Origin of the sequence: Streptomyces sp. NPDC005866 (assembly GCF_040629895.1) — a bacterium.
Lineage (GTDB): Bacteria > Actinomycetota > Actinomycetes > Streptomycetales > Streptomycetaceae > Streptomyces.
In genome coordinates this window covers 176636-191971 of the sequence record NZ_JBEXWP010000002.1, presented here as the reverse complement: position 1 = coordinate 191971, position 15336 = coordinate 176636, and the positions used below count along the sequence as shown (strand labels likewise).

Here is a 15336-nt window from a genome sequence, read left to right as displayed (position 1 = left end):
CATCGGTGAGAGGGATCCTTCATGCATCCGGAGTTGGTTGGCAGCTCAACGCCCGTCGTCGGCCTGTACGAGACGCTGATCACCCGGCGGCTGCAACAACGCCTGAAGGACCTGGAAGCGGCCGGGTGGAAGGCCATCGAGGGGGAAGTCAGCAAGGAATCCGCTCCGCATGTGCTGGCACGACATGTTGCGGAAATCGTGCGGCGGGTCCTCCACGACCTGCCTATTGATGAGCAGGTCGTAGCCGCCAATAAGATCTTGGAGTCTCTCGCCACAGTTGACGGGGCCCGTGAGTGGATCGATGCGGTGGTGGATGGCCCCCGTCAGTTGCTTGCCATAGCCGAACGCGAAGCACCTGGCGTTTACGCCGTCCGACCTGCTACACCGCTGTCCGAAAGCTCGCTCATCACTAACGCCCCCGAAGACCCCAGTCTCGGCTTCGAACTGCGGGCTGAACTCGCTACCGCTGACCGCGTCGATCTGCTGTGTGCGTTCGTGAAGTGGTACGGCATTCGCGTTTTGGAGAGTTCGCTCCGCGAAGCTGCCCAGCGTGGCGTGCCCATTCGTGTCATCACCACGACGTACATGGGCGCCACCGACCGGCACGCCCTCGACCGGCTCGTCCGTGACTTCGGCGCGGAAGTGAAGGTCAACTATGAGACTCGCTCGACGCGCCTTCACGCTAAGGCTTGGCTCTTTCGCCGTGCCAGCGGCTTCGACACCGCGTATGTAGGCAGTTCCAACCTTTCCAAGGCTGCGCTTCTTGACGGCTTGGAGTGGAACGTCCGTCTGTCGTCTATCGCCACGCCCGCCGTACTGACCAAGTTCGAGGCGAGCTTCGACTCATACTGGAATGACATCGCTTTTGAGGCCTACGACCCGGATCGCGACGCCCGAAAATTGGACGAAGCTCTGGGCGTGGCGGGTGGTTCGATGTCCAGCCAGGACGCCAAGATCAGCCTCTCGGGACTGGAGGTTCGGCCGTATCCACACCAGGCCGACATGTTGGAACGGCTGCGCGTCGAGCGTGAGGTCCGCGGTCACCACCAAAACCTGTTGGTCGCCGCGACCGGGACTGGCAAGACCGTCATGGCTGCCCTTGACTACCGCTCTCTGCATAAGCAGTGGGACGGCAAGCAGTACCCGCGGCTGCTCTTTGTGGCACATCGCAAAGAGATCCTGAACCAGTCGCTGCGCAAGTACCGCGAAGTACTCGATGATGCGTCCTTCGGCGAACCGCTCTTCAGCGGTGAACTGCCACGCGGGTGGCAGCACGTCTTCGCGAGCGTCCAGTCCCTTACCGACCAGCGACTCGAGCAGTTCGACTCGGACCACTTCGACATCATCGTCGTCGACGAGTTCCATCACGCTACGGCTACGACCTATCGCCGCGTTCTCAACCACTTCAAGCCGAAGCAACTCCTCGGCCTAACCGCCACTCCTGAGCGTGCCGACGGGCTGAACGTGCAGGATGAGTTCTTCGAGGGCAGGATCGCTGCCGAGATGCGGCTGTGGGAGGCGCTCGAGAACGACCTCCTCTGCCCGTTCCACTACTTCGGTGTGCCTGACGGCACCGACCTCACCCGCCTCAACTGGCGTTCGGGAACGTACGACCAGAGCCAACTCGGCGACTTGTTCTCTGCTGACCATTTCCGGGCCCGTATCGTCATTAAGCAAGTGCGGGACAAGGTATCTGACCCGACGAAGATGCGGGCGCTCGGCTTTTGTGTCACTAGGAAGCACGCTCACTTCATGGCGAAGTGCTTCCAGGAGGCAGGGTTCAAGGCCGCGGCCTTGGACAGTGAATCGAAGCCCGAGGATCGCGACCGCGTCCTGTCCGAGCTCAAGGCCGGAGAGATCCAGGTCATCTTCTCCGTAGACCTGTTTAACGAGGGTTTGGACATACCCGACGTCGATACGCTGCTGCTCCTACGTCCGACGAACAGCGCCACGGTCTTCCTTCAGCAACTTGGCCGGGGCCTGCGCCGCACGCCCGACAAGCCCGTACTCACCGTGCTTGACTTCATTGGCCAGCATCGCGCCGAGTTTCGATTTGAAGAGCAGTTCCGCGCGATGACGAACCTTTCACGCAACCGACTCCTTGAACATGCCGAGCATGACTTCCCTCTGCTGCCGTCCGGCTGCCAAATCATCCTTGAAGGCAAGTCCAAAGACCTCGTGCTGGACAACATCCGCACGCAGATCAAGGCAACCGTGCAGACCCTCGCCAAGGAAGTCAGGGCCTTCGACACGCCGCTCCTAGCTGACTACCTCAGAGAGAGCCGCCGCGAAATCAAGGAGTTGTACAAGTCGAACAACTCATGGACGTCCGTCCTGCGCCGCGCCGGCCTGGCCGCCCTTCCTGAACAGGCTGACGAAGAGGACCTCTTGAAGCGCGTGCACGCGTTTCTGCATGTCGACGACCTCGAACGCGCCGAGGCATACACCCGCTTGCTGAGCGATGACGCCCTGGCGTACGAGGCCCTAAACCCGCGGGACCAAGTTTATGCACGAATGCTCTTCTTTAATCTCTGGGACAAGGCTGGTGGTTTCAGCTCCTACACGGAGGGCCTTGAATCGCTACGCGAGCAGCGAGCCCTCCGTAGCGAACTGCGGCAGGTACTCGACCAGGTGATGGGCCAGGCTGACCACTTCCCTATCCCCCTGGAGGGCGCACACGCGCATATTCCTCTGAAGATCCACAGTGCGTACAACCGTTCGGAGATCCTTGCCGCACTTGGCGTCGCTCGCCTCGGAGGGCAGATGCCAGGCTCGTTCGCGCAGGGCGTCCTGTGGGACGAGCCGAACCAGACGGACGCTCTGCTGATCACTCTCGAGAAGAACGAGAAGGACTTCTCGCCAACCGTCCGATACAAGGACTATGCGTTGAGCCCTGCCCTCTTCCACTGGGAGTCCCAGAGCACGACCGCTGACACGTCGCCCACTGGGCTGCGTTATCAACAGCACGCTCAGCGCGGCAGCCATGTGCTGCTGTTCATGCGGCGCTACAAGGACACCGACATCGGTAAGGCCCAACCATGGATGCTGCTCGGCCGGGCGACGTATGTCCGGCACGAGGGCAGCAAACCCATGGCCATCACCTGGCAGTTGCACCACGAACTGCCTGCGGATGTGTGGTCGTACTCGGCCATCGCCGCCGGTTAGCAGGCTCGACGCCCTTCACAGGAGTCCGCCGATCTCAGCCTCAAAGTGAGTCTGCGCCCGGTCGAGTACGTCATCGGGGTCATGGCCATGCGCACGCAGCCAGTGCAGCACGTCAGCCATGACCTCAATGGCGGCTTCTTCTCCCGCCGCCATACTCAGCAGGCTGGTGCTCCCGGCGATGGCTCTACCGTGTAGGAGCGGCCAGGATCCATACAGCTCAAGGATCGCCGCAGCCCGCGTGACGCGAGGACCGCTTGTTGGACTACAGGCTGCAGAGACATCAACCGCGAGCTCACACCACACCACCTTGGTGTCGCCGCGAAGCATCACACCCCACCGGTGGTCGGTCACTGCGTCGACTAGTGCCATGCCCCGTCCCGACTCCAGGGCAGTGCTGGCAGCGAGCAAGGTGGGCAACGCCCGCGGATCGGGATCCTCAACCTCCAAACGTAGGTGCGGCTCGTTGAGCTCCATGCGCAGTGTCGTGGGTGTTCCCTCGCCGACATGCTGAATGACGTTGGTGACCAGCTCTGATACACAGATCTGCGCTGCGTCCACGTGATCGTGCAGCCCCCACAGGATGAGCCGGAGCCTCAACATCCGCCTCAATTGGGCGACTTCCTTTGGATGGGCAGTGAACTCGTGGCGCCAGGGCTTCCGTACTGCACGCCCACTTACGTAGATCACCATTACTCGCCTCCCACACGCGCCGTTGCGCACTGACACTCCGCGATGACTCCTAGTGACAGACTCGCAGTGGGAATCCCTTCCTGCAACGTGCACGAAGGGATTCCCTCGTTAGGGTGATTGGCCTTTCGCGCCCCTTCCGATGGGATGGACTCTCCGCTATCCACGAGGAGTTGACATGGCCGGATCCCCCACGGCTCGCCGTCGCCGACTGGCAATCGAACTCAAGCGACTGCGCGAGGACAGCGGCCTCACCTGTAGCCAGGTGGGCAAGGAGCTGGACTGGAGCAGCTCCAAGGTCAGCCGCATGGAAACGGGACAGGGCCGCGTCCAGGCCTCCGACGTGGATGCACTCTGCCGCTTCTACGCGATTCCGGAGGAGCTACGCGATCTCCTGAAGTCGCTGGCCAAGGCGTCCAAGACCAAGGGGTGGTGGCACGCTCACGGCGATGCGATCCCCGCCTGGTTCTCTGTGTATGTCGGCCTCGAGCAGGCAGTTTCCAACTTGCGTAACTACCAAGCGGAGTTCATCCCGGGCCTGCTTCAGACCGATGAGTACGCAGCCGAGCAGTGCCGTGCATGGGTCGACCACACCTCGGAGGACATTCAGCGCATGGTCGACGTCAGGATGCGTCGCCAGGAGCTACTCACTAGAGAGGGCGCACCCGACCTGTGGGCCATTGTTCACCAGAGTGCACTGCAGTACGTGGTCGGCAGCCGCCAGGTCATGAGCCGCCAACTCGAACGTATGCTGGAAATCGGCAAGTTGAAGAATGTGACTGTCCAGATCCTTCCGTTCGACGCCGGCGCATACCCCACCACCGGGTCGTACACGATCCTCGGTTTCCCAGAGCAGGAGGACCCCGACTTGGTCTACCGAGAGGGGCTCACCGATTCGGTCTACCTCGAAGAACCCAAGGATGTGGCGCTTTACGCGAAGGCATTCGACCACCTCAGGGCCTTGGCTCTGAGTCCCCAACGCTCGACCCTGCTGATCACAAGACTCCTGGAGGGACATTCCCGATGATTCCGTCGTCCAGCATCCAATGGCGCAAGAGCAGCTACAGCAACGGCATGGGGGGCGAGTGCCTGGAAGTAGGAGCCCTCGCTGGGACAATCGCGGTACGCGACTCGAAGGTGGCCTTGGGGCCCCAGGTCACGTTGAGCCATGCTGCATGGCAGGGCTTCATACAGGCCCTGGCCCCCGTACAACCAGAAACACGCTAACTGACTGGCTGCCGCAGATCACGGACAATCTCGTCGGCGCGATGGAGGAAGCTGGCGTACGCCTCCACCCTGTCGCCTCTAACCTGAATCCCCATGGACCAATCAACGCCCGAATCCAAGGGACTCGCGCACCGATATACAGCAAGGCACAGGCCCGGCGAGCTGGCAGTTCCGGCTCTGTGGCACACGGTTGTTGGCACCAAATGGTGAACCGTTCCGGGTTTGATCGAGACTCTAGGTCGTGACTGTGACCTGGGGTTTCATGGTTTCGCGGTAGTACTTGGTCTCGTATTCCGCGGGCGGGATGTGCCCTATTTCACCGTGGAGCCGACGGTGGCAGTACCAGTCGACCCATTCAGCGGTGGCGAGTTCAACCTGGGAAAGTGTCTTCCAGGGCCGACAGGGCTTGATCAACTCAGTCTTGAACAGGCCGATCGTGGACTCCATGAGGGCATTGTCATAGGCGTCGCCGACCGATCCGATCGACGCGGCGATGCCTGCCCGGCCGAGGTGCTCGGCGAGCGCGAACGATGTGTACTGCGAGCCGGCATCGGAGTGATGTATCAACTTGCCTTTCTTATACGGGAGTTGGTCTCGGTGACGCTGCCACAAGGCCATCTCGAGGGCGTCCAGGACAAGCTGTGTCTCCTTCGATCTAGCTGCTGACCAGCCGACGATCCGGCGGGAGAAGGTGTCCACGACGAAGGCGACGTAGACGACGCCGGCGAACGTGCTGACGTGGGTGAAGTCGGCGACCCAGCAGCGGTTCGGGGCGGGGGCGACGAAGTTGCGGTCCAGGAGGTCCGGGGCCCGTTCCGAGCTCGCGTCGGGGATGGTGGTGATCACCTTTTTGCCGCGGACCGCCCCGGTGATGCCGAGTTCACGCATGAGGCGCTCGACGGTGCAGCGGGCCACCGCGACATCCTGGCGGTTCAGGTGCCGCCAGATCTTCCGGGCGCCATAGACACGGTAGTTGGCCTCGTACGCCTGTGTGATCAGGATCTTCAGTTCGGCGTCGCGGACGGTGCGGGCAGCGGGTGCGGCCTGGCGTTTGTGGTGAGCGTAGTAGGTGGAGGGGGCGATCTTGCAGTCGTGGTCGGTGAGGACCCGGCAGATCGGCTCGACGCCGCCGAAGCGGTCCTTGTGCTCGTCGATGAACGCTACGAGCGTGTGTGTGGCCGGTCGAGCTCGGCCGCGAAGAAAGACGCCGCGGCCTTGAGGATGTCGTTGGCCCGTTTCAGCTCGGCGTTCTCCTTCTTCAGCCGCTTCAGCTCGGCCGACTCCTCGCTCGTCGTGCCCGGACGGGTCCCGGCGTCGATCTGCTCCTGCCGCACCCATTTGCGCAGCGTCTCGGTCGTGCCGATGCCCAGCTTCTGGGCGACCGCCTTCATTGCGGCCCACTCGGTGTCGTACTCCGGCCGCACCTCGGCGACCATCCGCACCGCACGACGGCGCAGCTCAAGCGGGTACTGGGAAGGACGTGCCATAACTCGATCCTCTCAAACGATCGAGTCCCTACCGAACCCGGAACGGTTCATGGTCATGTTCCTTGCAACCAGCGGCAAGTTGGCAAGTTGTCAGTCTTGTTGGCTCCAGCGTCGAAGTTCCGGAGGCTGCCGCAGCCTCTGGTAGTCAGCTGCGCGCCGTGAGATCGTCCGCAGGTGACTGACACCGCTGCCGGGGAGACGGCCTTGGAGCGACCGGACGACCCCACAGGGTCCGCCCTTGCGCTTCGCGACTGAACTCGTCGCCTGGGTGGCCACTCCCCCTGGGCCCTGTCCGGGCACTCATGGTGGCTCGCCGCCCTGGCTGTGGTGGTTCTGATCGGTCTTCCGACGGTCTTCTCCCCAGGAGACAAGGCCAAGGTGATCATCGCGGTGCCGGGCTGGGCCACGATCCTGCTCGTGCTGCTTCAGCTCGCTGCGGCCGTGATCTCCGCGTGGTTGGCTTGGCCCGCCTGGGCGGCGGTTCCTGTGGCCCTTCTGGCCGCCGCCACCCTCGTCACGGAGCGCCGACGTTGGCGGTGGCTGGTTTCCGCGAATCGAGTCTCCAGCTGCAGCACTCACCCTACGACTGAGATACTCAGCCGCAGATCTGCAGCACTTCCAGAGAGTGACACCAGGATGGTGGCCGACCTGCATCTATCGTTGCGGATCACGCCTGACGGGCCTCGGTCACCGCCTGGCGTATCCCACGGGCCGTCCGGGCCCGCTGCCGTGCCAGCTGGTCGACCGCGCGGCCCAGCCAGTCCGCGTCGCCGAACCTGTGCGCCTCGCCCGCGTCGGCGGTCTGCGTGAGCAGCGCCTCGAACAAGACGAGTTCGGTGAGGTTGTACCAGTGGGGGTGGCGGTCGAAGGGGGCCACCCAGTCCTCATAGGGGTGGCGCAGCGTCATGTGCAGATAGCCGCGACCGCGCCCCTTCCAGGGGCCCGGCAACCCGCCGAGTAGTGCCAGTACGCCGTATGAGCCCTTCGGATACTTGGCGCCCAGCGTGAAGCGGGTGACCGTCACGATGCGAGGCCAGGGAATCAACTGCCCCTCGGAGTGGGGCGCGTGCTGGTACAGCCCATCGGTGCGGAACTCCAGCCAGGTGCCGCCCGCCCGCCGGTAATCACCCACCGCCCAGCGGCTGTCGACCCGTTCCAACGGCCCCAGAGACCCGCTTATGCCACCCATCCGCTCATTGGATCACATGTTGGAGCGCCAACCAGTTCAGCCGAGAGGATGTGCTCCGGCACGACTCGCTCGGAGTCATTCAGCGGACGGGGCGCAACGGGCACGGGAGACATTCGCCCATTACCCCAGCTCCGCGTAGCACTTCGTCATGGCTGACGGGTCTGAGGCTGCGACCAGTGCCAGGTGTCCTTTGTCAGCGAAGTTGGTCGTTGAGATCATGTCGGCCTGCGTGGACTGGTTTGGGTAGCAAACGATCACGCCGGAAAATATGTGACGTGGTCTTCGGCTGTACCCGGTTAGGCGCTGTGGCGTTCCGTGAGTGGACCAACGCCGAGATCTTCGCGCATGAGTTTGCGCATCTTGGCGGCAGCATTGCCGCGTTCCTCCCAGCGCGCGTGATCCTCTGGACTGCTGACAGCAGTGCCGTCGATGTAGCCGTCGCGGATGCGTCGCAGGCAGTGGAACACGCTGTTGGAGGCCTGGACGACAGGCTGGGGCGCGATGAGCCACATCCGTTCGGATGCGATGGCGATGCCTGATTCCCGGAAGGCTTCGCGCAGTGCAAGCGCCCGCTCGTCACCGGAAGGGTGCTCTCGCTCGGCCAGGGCCCGCAAGGCCTCACCGAGGACCTTCACGGCGGTCGTGTACTGCGTGTATGTGTCGAGCCGCAGCCGAAGAGCTTCTTTGGCGTCTTCGCGCTTCCACCGATTCCGATCGGCGATGAGCGTGGCGACGATGCCGATCGCGGCCCCGGCCAGGGTGGAGAGCAGTGGCAACCAATCCATGCGGGCCAGCTTGAGCCATACCGTGGCGGCGGCACCAGGTGGGCTTCGAGGCCGGACCCGTGTGGCCGGGAGGCAGCCGTCGACCGCCTCAGGGAGAATCCCAACGCGAATCTGGTTCCCGTCACCAGGCCCGATCAGTCGCCGGCAGGACCGCATGCCAACGGCCCCAAAGACGGGGGTAGTTGTCTTTCCCCGACTTCCCTGTCCGGGGGCCGGCTGCGCACCGCCTGATCGGGACTAGGGCCTGTCCGGCGGATCTTGAGTGGAAAAATGGGCGGCAGTCGGAGACCGAGCGCCCAGTGCGCCCGAAGCAACGAGATCGTGGCCGCGGCCTCCCTGGACGATGTCGGCCGCCACCCCGACTTCCACTCCAGCAACGCCAATCTCCGCTGGATGCTCATCCATCTCGTCGAGGAGACCGGACGGCACGCCGGGCACGCGGACATCGTGAGGGAACTGCTTGACGGGGCGAAGGGCTACTTCTAGGTCTTTCCGGTGGGGCCCAACCGAAGCCAGAGTCGGATCGAGGCAACGGTGACGGTGCCGTAGAAGACGTAGGCGCGTTTGTCGAACCTCGTCGCCACAGCCCGGAGCAGCAGTGCGCAGCTGTCACCCGAGCGGTGGGAGGCGAGGACGTCCGCAATGGCCAACCGGCGGCGACTGTGAAAATCGCTGTCCGATCACCGGAGCACGGTGATAGACATCCGGTGTGGAAAAGAATCTTGACTTCCCTGACCTGTTGCGACTGATCGATGAACGGTCGACCGCCTTCCGCGCCGTGGTCGCCGCCGCGCCCGGTCTCGACGCGCAGGTGCCGACCTGCCCCGGGTGGACGCTGTTCGATCTGGTGAAGCACCTGGGTGGGGGAGACCGTTTCTGGGCCGCCATCGTCGGCGCGGGGTCTGCGGACGCTCCCCCGGCCGAGGCCGTCGCCGCGCGCGCCGCGCTGGAAGTGCCGCAGGAGCGTGAGGCCCTGCTGGCCTGGCTGGACGCGTCGACGCAGCTTCTGCTGGGCGCCCTGCGCGCGGCGGGACCGGAGAGCGGTTGCTGGACGTGGTGGCCCGCGTCGCAGTCACCGCAGACCGCCGGCGGCACCGCCCGGCACCGGGTCCAGGAGACCGCGGTGCACACCTACGACGCCCAGCTCGCCGGGGGCGCCCCGCAGCCGCTGCCGGTCGAGCTGGCACTCGACGGTGTGGAGGAGTTCCTGTTCACCGTCTGCGCAACGCCGAGTGCCTGGCCGCACAAGCCCACGGCCTTCGACTTCCACGCCGCCGAGGGCCGCTCCTGGCGCCTCACCGTCGACGGCGACGGCGCACGCACCACCCGCATCCCCGCGCCCACCGCCGCGACCGGCGAAGACTCGGACGCAGCTGGCGCCTCCGTCCACGGCACGGCCAGTGAGCTGGTCCTCTACCTGTACGACCGGATCCAGGCCGAGTCCTTGCACGTTGACGGAGACGCAGGGCTGCTCGACCTGCTCCGCGCCTGGGAGCCGGAGGAGAAGTAGGACGTAGCGGGGGCGGTTGGCCGCGCCTCGAGCCGGTAAGACACGACTCTTCGCCAGGTTCGTCAGTCGCGGCACCGGGCTCAAACCCGCGAGGCGGCCTCGGGGCGTCACCAAGCCGACCGTCTGCCTGGATGGCAGTGCGAATTTGTCCGTCCCAGCGATCACGAGAAGCGCCCCGGGCACGGCGAGAGCCGTGGCACCGGGGCCGGGCCTGTCCGACGGATCTTGTGACCGTCGCCGAGGCTCATCGTTGGCATGGTCATGGGGCGGGGAGATTTAACGAATGCGGAGTGGGCACGACTGACGCCGCATCTGCCGAAGTCCGGGCAGCGGGGTGGGCGTTGGGCCAGTCACCGCAGGGTGGTCAACGGGATCCTGTTCCGTGAGCGGACCGGGGTGCCGTGGCGGGATCTGTCTGCACGGTTCGGACCGTGGAAGACCGTGTACGAACGGCACAGGCGATGGTCAGCGGATGGCACGTGGGACCGGAGCCTCGCGGCCGTCCTGGCCGACGCCGACGCCGATGGCCGCATCGACTGGTCGATGGTGAGCGTGGACTCCACCTCCTGCCGGGCCCATCAGCACGCCGCAGGAGCACATAGGAGACCCCCACGTGTGCCGGGAAAAGGACGTGCACCCTTCCACCACCGCCCCGACGAGGGACTCGGACGCTCCCGGGGCGGCTTGACCTGCAAGATCCACCTCGCCGGGGAGGGCGGACGCCGCCTGCTGGCCTTCCTGCTCACGCCGGGCCAGTGGGGCGACGCCCCGCAGTTCATTCCATCCGTCGGACAGGCCCTAGCCCCGTTCGGCCCCGTTACGACGTGGGGCGTCAGGTAGCGACCGGGGTGTCCTCCCCATGGCCGGGTGCGCCCAGGAGGTCGTTCGTGGCGCGGTTGATCTTCGCCAGTGCGCTCAGCAGGTGCTGTCGTTCCGCCTCCGTGAGGTCCGCGGTCACCGCCTCCTCCATGCGCCGGCGTTCCTCCTCGACCGGTTTCTGGAGTGCCCGGCCGGCGTCGGTGAGCCACAGTCTGACCAGGCGGCTGTCGCGGTCGTCGGGGCGCCTGGTGAGCAGACCGGCGGTGGCCATGCGGGTGGCCATCTTGGTGACGGTCGGGGTGGTGACGTGGACCGCCGCGGCGATCTCGCCCGGGGTACGGCCGTCCTGTTCCCAAAGGGCCGCGAGGAGGTGGTTCTGGCCGAGGTGGAGGCCGTACTCCCGCATGCCGCGGTCGGCCAGCGCCCGCAGGGCTTTCGACGTCCTGCTGTGCAGGTCCAGGAACTCGGGCATCGCGGCCTTTCTGGAAGGGAGTACGGCGTACCGGGCCGGCGGCCGGCGCCGGGCAGGCGATCGATTGACGGCTAATCATTTCCCGGCTAACGTCCCGTTCCGCGAAGTCGTTAACCGGCAAATGACAGGGGTGTCATGTTACTTCTCACCGGAGCCACCGGAAACATCGGCCGCGAACTCGTCCGCCAACTCGACGCACAGCAAGCCGAGTTCCGTATCTTCCTGCGCGATCCCGCCCGTGCCGCCGACCTGCCGGGCCGGGCCGAGCGCGTCGTAGGCGACCTGGACGAACCGCACACTCTCACCGCCGCCTTCCACGGCGTCGACCGTCTGTTCCTGCTCCCCGCGGGCATCGGCATCGCCCACACCAGGCACGCCATCGCCGCCGCCCGAGCCGCCGGGGTGCGCCGCATCGTGCACCTGTCCTCCTTCAACGTCCTCGGCACGCCCATGCCGGCCATGGGCCGCTGGCACCACGAACGCGAGGTCCTCGTCCGTGCTTCAGGCATCCCCGCCACCCTTCTGCGGCCGGGCGCCTTCATGACCAACGCCCTGGACTGGCTGCCCACGCTCCGCGAGGCCGGTTATGTCCTCGACCCCGTCGGCCCGGGCCGCTACGCGCCGATCCACCCCGCCGACATCGCCGCCGTGGCCGCCCTCGCTCTGACCGAGGACGGGCATGAGGGTGGGGAGTACTCGCTGACCGGCGCGGAGACGTTCACCCTCGCCGAGCAGGTCCGCGTCCTCGCCGATGCGATCGGGAGCCCTATCGAGGTGCGCTCGGCGACCACACCGGCAGAGGCGGTACGGTTCCGGTTCCCCGGCGGAGCGCCGCCGGCCCTCGCCGAGGCGCTCGTGGAGGGGCTCGAGCTCATGCGCGCCGACACCGCCGGTCTGCGCACGGAAACCGTCGAACGGCTCCTCGGGCGTAAGCCGCGGACGTTCGCCGACTGGTGCGCGGCGAACGCGGACGTGTTCCGGCGGGCACTCGGCGACTGAGCGCCCTTCGCTGCCAAGACCCCAGCCGAAGCGGGCGTCGCAGTGCCAGGATGAAGGCATGACGACGATCAACGGGGAAGTCGCGGTCGGGTTCGAGGGTGTGCGGGAGGCGTTCGCCGCCAACTTCGAGCAGCGGGGGGATGTCGGGGCCGCCGTGTGCGTGTATCGGGACGGGCGGCCCGTGGTGGATCTGTGGGGTGGGGTCGCTGATCCGGACACCGGGCGGGAGTGGGAGCGGGACACTCTCCAGCTCGTGTACTCCGCTACCAAGGGGGCGACCGCCACCATGGCGCATCTGCTCGCCCAGCGCGGGGAGTTGGATCTCGATGCTCCGGTGGCCGACTACTGGCCCGAGTTCGGGGTGAACGGCAAGGCGGGGATTCCGGTGCGGTGGTTGTTGTCGCATCGGGCGGGAGTGGTCACCGTCGATCCGCCTGTGCCGTTGGAGGAGGCGTTGGGGTGGGAGGCGATGGTGGCCGCCCTGGCTGCTCAGCGGCCCGCGTGGGAGCCGGGGACCGGGCACGGGTATCACGGGCGGACCTTCGGGTGGCTGGTGGGGGAAGTGATCCGGCGGGTTTCCGGGCGTACGCCCGGGAGGTTCTTCGCCGAGGAGATCGCCGGGCCGCTCGGCCTCGACTTCTTCATCGGGCTGCCGGCGGCCGAGCGTGGGCGGGTCAGCCGGATGGTGTATCCGAAGGCGGAGATCGATCTGAGCACCGTACCGCTGGAGGCCGTTCCGCCGGAGGCGCGGGAGTTCGTCGCCGCGCTGCAGGATCCGGACTCGCTGAACAACCGGGCGTTCGCCGTCACCGATCCCGCCGAGATCGACTTCAACTCCGCCGAGGTGCAGGCCGCGGAGATTCCCTCGTCCAACGGGATCGGTACGGCGCGTGGGCTGGCGCGGATGTACGCCGCGTTGATCGGGGAGGTGGACGGGGTGCGGCTGTTCACGCCGGAAACGCTTGCTTCGGCGACCGCGGAGCAGGCCGGCGGGGTGGACAAGGTCATCATGATGCCGGTTCGGTTCGGGTCCGGGTACATGCTGCCCGTCGAGATCAACCCGCTTACCGGTCCCCGTGCCTTCGGGCATCCCGGGCGCGGCGGGTCGCTCGCCTTCGCCGATCCCGAGCACGGCATCGCCTTCGGGTACGTCATGAACAGCATCGTCGAAGGGGCCGAGGACACGCGTGCGTCCGCGCTCGTCGACGCGGTGCGGGAGGCCTTGTGACAGAGGCCTGGTGAGGGAGGCACGGGGGCGGTGGTGCGGCGCGGTTCCGGTCCGGCCCGAGACCTGAGAGGGGGCCATGAGATCCCCCTGAGAACCCCGTGAAACATTTTCCCCGGCCCACCGCATCAATGAGGTGGAGCGGCAGAGCGCCGGGGACGGGGGAGTGTGCGGATGAGTCAGGGGGCTGTCGGGGACAACGCCGAGTTCGCCGCGGCCCGGGCCGGGCATCTCTACCGGTCCGGCTCACAGCAGACCGCCGCGACCCGCACCACCCCGGCGCTGACCATGAAGCAGCTGCGCGCCATCGCGCTCAGCCCCGAATGGAGGTCGTGAAGGCAGCGATCGTGTCCTCGATGAAGCAGGATTGGACAAGGGTCGACTCATGTTCGGTCAGCGCGGCCGCCGCCGGACCAGCCTCGGGAAATCCAGACAGAAGGCGGCAGAAACAGAAGGCGGCAGAAGGAGACAGGCATGGCCAGGGTTCCCAGTTCGGTGATCGCCGCGAGCGGGCTCGTCGGAGGGTACGGCGTGGCGCGGTGGACGAAGAAGCGGCCGCTGGGCGGGGCCGTGCTGGCCGTCGCCGGGACCGCCGCCGCGCAGCAGTGGCGGCAGCGGGCGGGCGGGAAGGCCGCCGGGGCGCTGTCCGTCGCGTATGCCGCCGCGTTCGCCGGGTCGCATCCGCTGGCCAAGAAGGTCGGCGCCTGGCCGTCCGTCCTCGGCGTGGCGGGTGCGGTGGCCCTGGCGTCCTGGGCGGTCGCCGACCGGCGCGGCTAGAAGGCGTCCGCGCTGCGAAAGGCTCGCCGGTATGCCTGGGGGCTTGTGCCGACCACTCTGCGGAAGCGTTCCCGGAAGGCCGTCGGGGAGCCGAAGCCCGACTGGGTCGCGATGCGTTCGACGGGGTGGGCCGTGGTCTCCAGCAGATGCTGCGCCCTGCGCACCCGCGCCCGGTGCAGCCACTGCAGCGGGGTGGTGCCGGTCTGGTCACGGAAGCGCCGGTTGAGGGTACGGGTGCTCATGCCGGCCCGCGCCGCGACCTCGTCCAGGGTCAAGTCCCGGTCGCAGTTGTCCTCCATCCAGCTCAGGAGCGGCTCCAGGGTGGCACCGGCCGGGGCCGGCGGCTGGTCGTGGACGATGAACTGGGCCTGGCCGCCCTCCCGTTCCAGCGGCATGACCGACATCCGGGCCGTGTGCGCGGCGACCGCCGAGCCGTAGTCCCTGCGGACCATGTGCAGGCACATGTCCATGGCCGCGGCCGCCCCCGCCGAGGTCAGGAACTGGCCGTTGTCGACGTAGAGGACGTTGGGGTCCACCTCGATCCCCGGGTGCAGCGCGGCGAGGACGTCGGCCGCGGCCCAGTGCGTGGTGGCGCGCAGGCCGTCCAGCAGGCCGGTGGCCGCGAGGACGAACGCCCCGACACAGACCGACGCGATCCGCGTGCCGTTCGCCGCCGCCGCGCGCAGGGCGTCGGCGACCTCGGCCGGGATGACATGGGCGGGATCCGCGAGGCCCGGCACGATGATCGTGTCCGCCTCGGCCAGCGCGTCCAGCCCGTACGGCGCCTTGACCGTGAACGCGCCGCCCGCCGCGGTCACCTCGTCCGCAGGCCCGCACACCCGCACCCGGTAGGCGTCCCGGCCGTCGGGCAGCCGGGCCCAGCCGAAGGTGTCGATCGGCACGGTGAAGTCGGACGGGATGACCTGGTCCAAGACCAGTACGGCGACGGTGTGCATGGCAGGAACGTAGCGTACGACGGGTTGCCGCCAACGGG

Annotated in this window: 14 protein-coding genes and 2 pseudogenes; 10 read left to right on the top strand and 6 right to left on the bottom strand. The window is 66.6% G+C overall.

Annotated features, from left to right (window positions below):
* The first annotated feature begins 21 nt into the window (after window positions 1-21).
* Window positions 22-3165: a DUF3427 domain-containing protein gene (locus ABZ396_RS03325; protein WP_358922638.1), complete on the top strand. Its 3144-nt coding sequence runs from the start codon at window positions 22-24 to the stop codon at window positions 3163-3165.
* 15 nt (window positions 3166-3180) lie between these two features.
* On the opposite strand, the gene ABZ396_RS03320 is transcribed toward ABZ396_RS03325, so the two are convergent.
* Window positions 3181-3855, bottom strand: a complete 675-nt coding sequence (locus tag ABZ396_RS03320; RefSeq protein WP_358922640.1) for an ATP-binding protein — start codon at window positions 3853-3855, stop codon at window positions 3181-3183.
* A 175-nt stretch (window positions 3856-4030) separates the two neighbouring features.
* Between ABZ396_RS03320 and ABZ396_RS03315 the strand changes: the two genes are divergently transcribed.
* Both ABZ396_RS03315 and ABZ396_RS03310 read left to right on the top strand, forming a co-directional pair.
* Window positions 4031-4879: a helix-turn-helix transcriptional regulator gene (locus ABZ396_RS03315; RefSeq protein WP_358922642.1), complete on the top strand. Its 849-nt coding sequence runs from the start codon at window positions 4031-4033 to the stop codon at window positions 4877-4879.
* A complete protein-coding gene (locus ABZ396_RS03310; protein WP_358922644.1) occupies window positions 4876-5079 on the top strand; it encodes a DUF397 domain-containing protein in 204 nt (67 codons plus the stop codon). The genes ABZ396_RS03315 and ABZ396_RS03310 overlap by 4 nt, the downstream gene beginning before the upstream one ends.
* Window positions 5080-5313: 234 nt before the next feature.
* Here the strand turns inward: ABZ396_RS03310 and ABZ396_RS03305 are convergent.
* The 3 genes from ABZ396_RS03305 to ABZ396_RS03295 form a co-directional block, all read right to left on the bottom strand.
* Window positions 5314-6566, bottom strand: a protein-coding gene (locus ABZ396_RS03305) for an IS3 family transposase (protein WP_358922646.1) whose coding sequence is annotated in 2 segments (ribosomal slippage) — window positions 5314-6284 and window positions 6284-6566 — 1254 coding nt in all. Because the reading frame shifts where the segments join, the coding sequence is not laid out codon by codon here.
* Between the two features lie 667 nt (window positions 6567-7233).
* Window positions 7234-7755, bottom strand: coding sequence for a hypothetical protein (locus ABZ396_RS03300; protein ID WP_358922648.1), 522 nt, complete (start codon window positions 7753-7755; stop codon window positions 7234-7236).
* Window positions 7756-8051: 296 nt separating this feature from the next.
* Window positions 8052-8540, bottom strand: coding sequence for a hypothetical protein (locus tag ABZ396_RS03295; protein ID WP_358922650.1), 489 nt, complete (start codon window positions 8538-8540; stop codon window positions 8052-8054).
* A 294-nt stretch (window positions 8541-8834) separates the two neighbouring features.
* Between ABZ396_RS03295 and ABZ396_RS03290 the strand changes: the two are divergent.
* The 3 genes and pseudogenes from ABZ396_RS03290 to ABZ396_RS03280 all read left to right on the top strand — a co-directional run.
* Window positions 8835-9026 (top strand): annotated as a pseudogene (locus tag ABZ396_RS03290) (DUF664 domain-containing protein); the annotation flags it as partial.
* 223 nt (window positions 9027-9249) lie between these two features.
* Window positions 9250-10050, top strand: a complete 801-nt coding sequence (locus tag ABZ396_RS03285; RefSeq protein WP_358922652.1) for a maleylpyruvate isomerase family mycothiol-dependent enzyme — start codon at window positions 9250-9252, stop codon at window positions 10048-10050.
* A 261-nt stretch (window positions 10051-10311) separates the two neighbouring features.
* Window positions 10312-10830, top strand: a pseudogene (locus tag ABZ396_RS03280) (IS5 family transposase); the annotation flags it as partial.
* A gap of 52 nt (window positions 10831-10882) precedes the next feature.
* On the opposite strand, the gene ABZ396_RS03275 reads toward ABZ396_RS03280, so the two are convergent.
* The gene (locus ABZ396_RS03275) at window positions 10883-11341 is read right to left on the bottom strand and encodes a MarR family transcriptional regulator (RefSeq protein ID WP_358922654.1); all 459 of its coding nucleotides are present in this window, start codon (window positions 11339-11341) and stop codon (window positions 10883-10885) included.
* Between the two features lie 135 nt (window positions 11342-11476).
* Here ABZ396_RS03275 and ABZ396_RS03270 point away from each other — a divergent pair, with 135 nt between their 5' ends.
* The 4 genes from ABZ396_RS03270 (at window position 11477) to ABZ396_RS03255 (ending at window position 14342) form a co-directional block, all read left to right on the top strand.
* Window positions 11477-12340: an NAD(P)H-binding protein gene (locus ABZ396_RS03270; RefSeq protein WP_358922656.1), complete on the top strand. Its 864-nt coding sequence runs from the start codon at window positions 11477-11479 to the stop codon at window positions 12338-12340.
* 58 nt (window positions 12341-12398) lie between these two features.
* Window positions 12399-13568, top strand: a complete 1170-nt coding sequence (locus ABZ396_RS03265) for a serine hydrolase domain-containing protein (protein WP_358922657.1) — start codon at window positions 12399-12401, stop codon at window positions 13566-13568.
* A 171-nt stretch (window positions 13569-13739) separates the two neighbouring features.
* Window positions 13740-13901, top strand: coding sequence for a hypothetical protein (locus tag ABZ396_RS03260; protein ID WP_358922659.1), 162 nt, complete (start codon window positions 13740-13742; stop codon window positions 13899-13901).
* Window positions 13902-14039: 138 nt separating this feature from the next.
* A complete protein-coding gene (locus ABZ396_RS03255; RefSeq protein WP_358922661.1) occupies window positions 14040-14342 on the top strand; it encodes a hypothetical protein in 303 nt (100 codons plus the stop codon).
* Here ABZ396_RS03255 and ABZ396_RS03250 read toward each other — a convergent pair.
* Window positions 14339-15298, bottom strand: coding sequence for a helix-turn-helix domain-containing protein (locus ABZ396_RS03250; protein WP_358922662.1), 960 nt, complete (start codon window positions 15296-15298; stop codon window positions 14339-14341). The two genes, ABZ396_RS03255 and ABZ396_RS03250, sit on opposite strands and share 4 nt — an antisense overlap.
* Window positions 15299-15336 lie beyond the last annotated feature (38 nt).

Coding starts and splice junctions, on each gene's coding strand:
- ABZ396_RS03325 (WP_358922638.1), top strand. CDS start 22: ATGCATCCGGAGTTGGTTGGCAGCTCAACGCCCGTCGTCGGCCTGTAC.
- ABZ396_RS03320 (WP_358922640.1), bottom strand. CDS start 3,855: ATGGTGATCTACGTAAGTGGGCGTGCAGTACGGAAGCCCTGGCGCCAC.
- ABZ396_RS03315 (WP_358922642.1), top strand. CDS start 4,031: ATGGCCGGATCCCCCACGGCTCGCCGTCGCCGACTGGCAATCGAACTC.
- ABZ396_RS03310 (WP_358922644.1), top strand. CDS start 4,876: ATGATTCCGTCGTCCAGCATCCAATGGCGCAAGAGCAGCTACAGCAAC.
- ABZ396_RS03300 (WP_358922648.1), bottom strand. CDS start 7,755: ATGGGTGGCATAAGCGGGTCTCTGGGGCCGTTGGAACGGGTCGACAGC.
- ABZ396_RS03295 (WP_358922650.1), bottom strand. CDS start 8,540: ATGGATTGGTTGCCACTGCTCTCCACCCTGGCCGGGGCCGCGATCGGC.
- ABZ396_RS03275 (WP_358922654.1), bottom strand. CDS start 11,341: ATGCCCGAGTTCCTGGACCTGCACAGCAGGACGTCGAAAGCCCTGCGG.
- ABZ396_RS03270 (WP_358922656.1), top strand. CDS start 11,477: ATGTTACTTCTCACCGGAGCCACCGGAAACATCGGCCGCGAACTCGTC.
- ABZ396_RS03265 (WP_358922657.1), top strand. CDS start 12,399: ATGACGACGATCAACGGGGAAGTCGCGGTCGGGTTCGAGGGTGTGCGG.
- ABZ396_RS03260 (WP_358922659.1), top strand. CDS start 13,740: ATGAGTCAGGGGGCTGTCGGGGACAACGCCGAGTTCGCCGCGGCCCGG.
- ABZ396_RS03255 (WP_358922661.1), top strand. CDS start 14,040: ATGGCCAGGGTTCCCAGTTCGGTGATCGCCGCGAGCGGGCTCGTCGGA.
- ABZ396_RS03250 (WP_358922662.1), bottom strand. CDS start 15,298: ATGCACACCGTCGCCGTACTGGTCTTGGACCAGGTCATCCCGTCCGAC.